The sequence below is a fragment of the Sphingobium sp. HDIP04 genome (assembly GCF_000445085.1).
Lineage (GTDB): Bacteria > Pseudomonadota > Alphaproteobacteria > Sphingomonadales > Sphingomonadaceae > Sphingobium > Sphingobium indicum.
In genome coordinates this window covers 1-5,527 of sequence record NZ_ATDO01000045.1, presented here as the reverse complement: position 1 = coordinate 5,527, position 5,527 = coordinate 1, and the positions used below count along the sequence as shown (strand labels likewise).

The following is a 5,527-nucleotide window of genomic DNA, read 5'->3' as shown; positions in this document are numbered from 1 at the left end:
ACGAGATCCTACGATGCCATGCGGCATAATCCGGGTTACGGCATTATGAACCTTATGCCGATATCGGCATAAAGGGCACTGGACTGGCCACCCCAACCGCCTTGACCGGGATTTGGCGCACCCGTTCGGTTCGGAAGGCTATGCCCGCGAAGAATTGCGGGCCGAGATTGCGAGCCTCATAACCGGGCAGGAATTGCAGATCGGCCACGACCCGGAGCAGCACGCGGCCTATGTCGGATCATGGATCAAAGTCCTTGAGGAAGACCCGCTTGAGATTGTCCGTGCCGCATCGGACGCCGAGAAGATTCACACCTATGTTCTGGCGCTGGAACAAAAGCAGGTTCAGCAGGTCGAGCAGGCACACGACCATACGCAATATTTCGTCAGCAATGAGAATACGCTTTGCTATCAGCAGCCGGGCATGGCGATGTTGGGCGTTCTTGCCAGCAATATAGACGGGCGCAACCCGATTAACGGGCCATTCTATGCCAGTCCGCTAGATCAAATCCGGCCTGCCACGCGCGAGGATTTTGACAGGTTCCGCGTTACTCTACCGCCAGACTTCCAGCAGGCGCAGGAGTATCGCCAGAATGATCTTGATGAGGGCGATCGGCTTGCGGTCGCGGACATGGCCAAGACTGTTCAAGCCTATGAGGAGTGGCAGAACGGCCCCCATTTCGAGGGGAACGAGGAAGCGGACCTAGTAATATCCGACGACCTCAATATGGAGCTGGACGAGCGTATAAAGGCCGCCTTCGCCAGACCGGGGCTTGCGGCGGCGCTCAATGCTTCCGGGTTTACGGTCGAGCGGCTGACAGACCATAGCGGCGACAGATGGGCCGCCGCAGCCGGGGCCGTTGCCGCCATAGGCGATCCTATACCGGAGCCGCAGCAGCACTATTCCGACCGCACTTTGCGCGCGCTGATCGACAAGCACGGTTGGGAGCCGGTTGATAGTGGCGGGCCGATGCACACCGTTCGACGGCAATTTGAGGGCGTCGGGCCGATCGGCACGATGATAACCCCGAACGGCGAGCGAAACCTTATGGCGGGCTATTCCGCAGATAGCGAACGCCGCCGCTATATCGCCTTGTCGCTTGGGCCGAACCAGATCACCGATTTTGACGGCCGCGACCAGAACCCGGAGGACGTTGCCCGCCTTGTCAATTTGAAGGCCGAGCAATATGCCGATGAGCGCCGCGAGCGGCAGGGCTTGGCCCCTCTCTATGCGGTCAATTCGCCGCCCGTGGGCATCGCCGCGACCGACCAGCGGGACGCCGCGCCAGAGCCTTCCACCCGCACATATCTTGCGGTCCCCTATCGGGAAAAGGACGAGGCGAAAGCCTTGGGCGCGAAATGGGATAAGGCCGAAAAGTCGTGGTATGTTCCGGCAGGCGCTAATGTCGAGCCGTTCCAGAAATGGCTTTCAAGCGCCGTAGAGGCACCCGCAGGAGATCTAGGCCAATCGCTCCCCGGCGAGCGCGCGCAGCGCCCCACGGCCCCGGAGCAGCCGCAGGAAGGGCAAACGATGAAGGAAACCCCGCGACAGGCACGCGAATATCTGGCGGTGCCTTATGGCGAACGAACCCTTGCCAAAGCCAACGGCGCGAAATGGGATGCCGCCCGCAAGAGCTGGTATGCGCCGGAGGGCGCGGACCCGGAGAAGCTGGCGCGCTGGAAAATAGACAATCAGCCGCGCCAGAAGGAGGCGAAAAGCCCGGAGGTCGAATTTGCCGACGCCATGAAATCCCTTGGCCTTGAGGTTCCCGCAGGGCACCCGATGATGGACGGCAAGACCCACCGCGTTCCGGCACAGGGCGATGGAAAGGGCGAGGCGGCGGGTTTCTATGTCGCCTTCACCGATGGCCACCCAGCGGGCTACATCAAGAACAACCGTTCGGGGCTGGATATGCGATGGAAAAGCACCGGCTACACGTTGAGCGAGGAGGAAAAGGCCCGGTTGAACGCCGAGGCCGCCACCAAGCGAGAGGAGCGCGAGCGGGAGCGGGCGGCGACCTATGATGCGACGGCCGAGCGCGTGCAGCAGCGCGCCGCGCAATGCCGTCAGATCGAGCAGGCAACGCCCTACATGGAGAGGAAGGGCATTGCGCCGACGATCGGCGCGCTCGCCAGCGCCAGCGATAATACAATCCACCTTCCGGCGATCGACACCAGCGGCAAGCACTGGACGACGCAATATATTCAGGAAGACGGCACGAAGCGTTTTGCGAAGGAGAGCCACAAGGAAAGCTGTTTCCATGTGGTCAACGGGGGCGTGACGCCGCAGGCCGCACTAGCCGCGCTCGACAAGGCCCCGCGCATTATGATTGGCGAAGGCTACGCGACGATGGCGACCGTCTCTAGCGTGGTGGACCATGCGACCGTCGCGGCGTTCGATTCCGGCAACCTCCCCGCCGTCGCAGCCGCGTTGCGCGAGCGTTACCCCGACAAGCCGATTTTCATCATGGGCGAGGACGATCAGCGCGTCTTGGAGAAATTCGGCTACAATCCCGGCAAGGAGAAGGCGACCCAAGCGGCGCAGGCCGTGAACGGCGTTCCGGTCTTCCCGACCTTCGCTCCCGGCGAGCAGCAGGCCGACCCGGCACGCTTCACCGACTTCAACGACTTGGCCCAGTCGGCCCCAAGCTGCGATTTTGGCCAAGTCGGAGAACGTTTTGGGAACGTGGCATTCGGTATTGACGATGGAAATCATAGAAGAGGACAGTTCGCTCCATCATAGGGAGTGGGTTGATGGATCGGAGTATTCCGGGCGGGGATTTGATCGGACGATGGAGCCTGAGCTTTGCCGATATTGATTTTGTAAATTCGAAGCCGGCCCTGACGCGCCTTGGCCTCGCCGCGCAGCTGAAATTCTTCGCTTCCCTGGGGTTTTTCGCGATCGATCCCGGCTCAATCCCTACCGATGGCCTCTCGTATCTGGCCGAGCAACTCGGTGTCGAGGCTGGCGAGATAGCCGGTTATGACTTTTCCAGTCGGACAGCACGACGGCATTGTGCGGAGATCCTGATCCATCTTGGATATCACCGCATGAAGCGGGTGGATCGCGCGCAATTGACGGAATGGATTGCTGGCGAGCTGTGCCCGGGCGGCCAGTCGATCAATGCCATGCTTGAGCATGTTTTCCTGTGGTGCCGGGACCGGCGTATTTATGGGCCGTCGCGCAAGGAGCTTGAACGTGTCGTTCGCTCACAACGGCAAGATTATCTGGACACCTGGCTGATCGGAGCCAGTGATCGGCTTTCGTCAGATGCGGTGGCGTTATTGGAAGCCTCGCTTGCCGATCCGGACAGCTCGACCGGATTCAACAGGATGAAGGGTGACGCCGGACAGGCAACGCTCGACAACATTCTCGACGTGACCGAGAAACTCGCCTTTATCCAGAGACTTGATCTTCCCCATGATCTCCTGACGGCTACGGGCAAGCCATGGGTCGATCAGATTGTTCGCCGCGTTGCCGGTGAAAAGGCCTCGGAGATGCGCCGGCATGCGCCGGCGCGACAGCTCGGCCTTTATGCGATTTATCTAATGTCGCGGGAGGCGCAACTCACTGACGCGATGATCGACCTGCTGATCGAAACCGTTCACAAGATCGGAACGCGCTCGAAACGCAAGGTGGTGGGCGATATCGCGAAAGACATCGAGCGGGTCTATGGAAAGGAGCGCCTGCTGGTCGAGATCGCCAGCGCCTCGATCAATGAACCATCGGGGCGCATCTGCGATGTCATTTTCCCGATCGCCGGTAAGGCCAAGCTGGCGGCGATCGTCAAGGAGAGCCATGCGAAGGGCGCTCTGGACCGGCGCATCTACAAGGTGATGCGTGGTTCCTGGGCCAATCATTACCGGCGCATGCTGCCAAGCCTGCTTTCCGTACTTGAGTTCCGGTCGAACAACGCGGTGTGGCGGCCGGTCCTGGCGGCCCTCGACTGGATCAGGAGCAAGGTGGATGGCGGATGCCGCTTCGTGCCATTGCAGGATGTTCCGATCGATGAGGTGATTCCAGCGCGATGGCGCAGTTCCGTCATTGATGACGATGGGCGGGTAAACCGGATCAGCTATGAGCTTTGCGTCCTGACGCAACTGCGCGACCGCATCCGCTCCAAAGAAATCTGGGTGGTCGGGGCGGATCGCTATCGCAATCCCGATGACGATCTTCCCAAGGACTTCGAGATCAGGCGAGATGCGTACTATTCCGGCCTCAGCCTGACGCCAGATGCGCAGGCGTTTTGCGCCTCGATCCGGGAGGAGCTTGAACGGGAACTGTTGCTCCTCAATGCCAATATTCCACAAAACGACAAGGTCCGGCTCCTGTGGCGCGGCGACAACCGGATATCGATTACACCGTTCAAGCCCTTGCCCGAACCGAAGGGTCTCGCTTCGATCAAAAGCGAGATCGGTCAGCGCTGGCCGATGACCGGACTGCTGGACGTGTTGAAAGAGGCTGCTCTGGACACGGGATTGATGGATGCTTTCGAAACGTCGGCCTCGCGGGTTACCCTGTCGAAAGCAGCCTTGGCTCAGCGTCTTTTGCTGTGTCTCTATGGCTTGGGCACGAACGCCGGGCTCAAGCGGGTCGCTGGCGCAACACCCGATGTCAGTTACGAGGAATTGCTGCATGTCCATCGCCGTTTCATCCACGCGCCAGCGCTGAGGGAGGCGTGCGCGCGGGTAGCAAACGCGACACTGGCAATCCGCAATGCCGCAGTATGGGGAGATGCGGGCACGGCATGCGCGTCCGATTCAACGAAGTTCGGCGCGTGGGACCGCAACCTGATGACGGAATGGCACGCCCGCTATGGCGGCCGTGGCGTCATGATCTACTGGCATGTGGAGAAGCGCGCGACCTGCGTTTATTCCCAGCTCAAGCGGTGCTCTTCCTCGGAGGTCGCCTCCATGATCGAAGGCGTGCTACGCCATTGCACCGACATGGAAATCCAGCGCCAGTACGTCGATAGCCACGGCCAGAGCGCAGTCGGCTTTGCGTTCTGCCGACTCCTTGGATTTGAGCTTGCCCCGCGGCTGAAAGCAGTGGCACGCCAGAAACTGGCCCTTCCCCAAGCCGGCATGCGCACGCGGCTTTCCAATTTACTGCCGATCCTCTCCAGCCCGATCGACTGGGACGAGATCGAGCAACAATATGACGAAATGGTCAAATATGCCGCTGCCATGCAATCGCGCACCGCCGATCCGGAAGCGATCCTGCTCCGGTTTGCCAGAGCCGAAGTGATGCACCCGACCTACAAGGCGCTGAGTGAACTCGGCCGCGCGGTCAAAACAATCTTCCTATGCCGGTATTTGCGTCAGGAGGCATTCCGCCGCGAGATCCACGAAGGGCTGAATGTGGTTGAGAACTGGAACGGCGCTAATGGTTTCGTGTTCTTCGGCAAGGGCGGCGAGATCGCCACCAACCGCATCCATGAGCAGGAAATCTCCGTTCTGGCGCTACACCTCCTGCAAGCGTCGCTGGTGTATGTGAACACCCGCATGCTTCAGACCGTACTGGTTGAGC

Annotated in this window: 1 protein-coding gene and 1 pseudogene; both read left to right on the top strand. The window is 60.5% G+C overall.

Features of this window, described 5'->3' with window-relative positions; genetic code table 11:
* Positions 1-73: 73 nt before the first annotated feature.
* A pseudogene (locus L286_RS49175) lies at positions 74-2,740 on the top strand (DUF5710 domain-containing protein); the annotation flags it as partial.
* A gap of 11 nt (positions 2,741-2,751) precedes the next feature.
* Positions 2,752-5,527 (top strand): Tn3 family transposase (locus L286_RS27565; protein WP_031293089.1); only part of this gene is annotated, 2,776 nt, incomplete at its 3' end.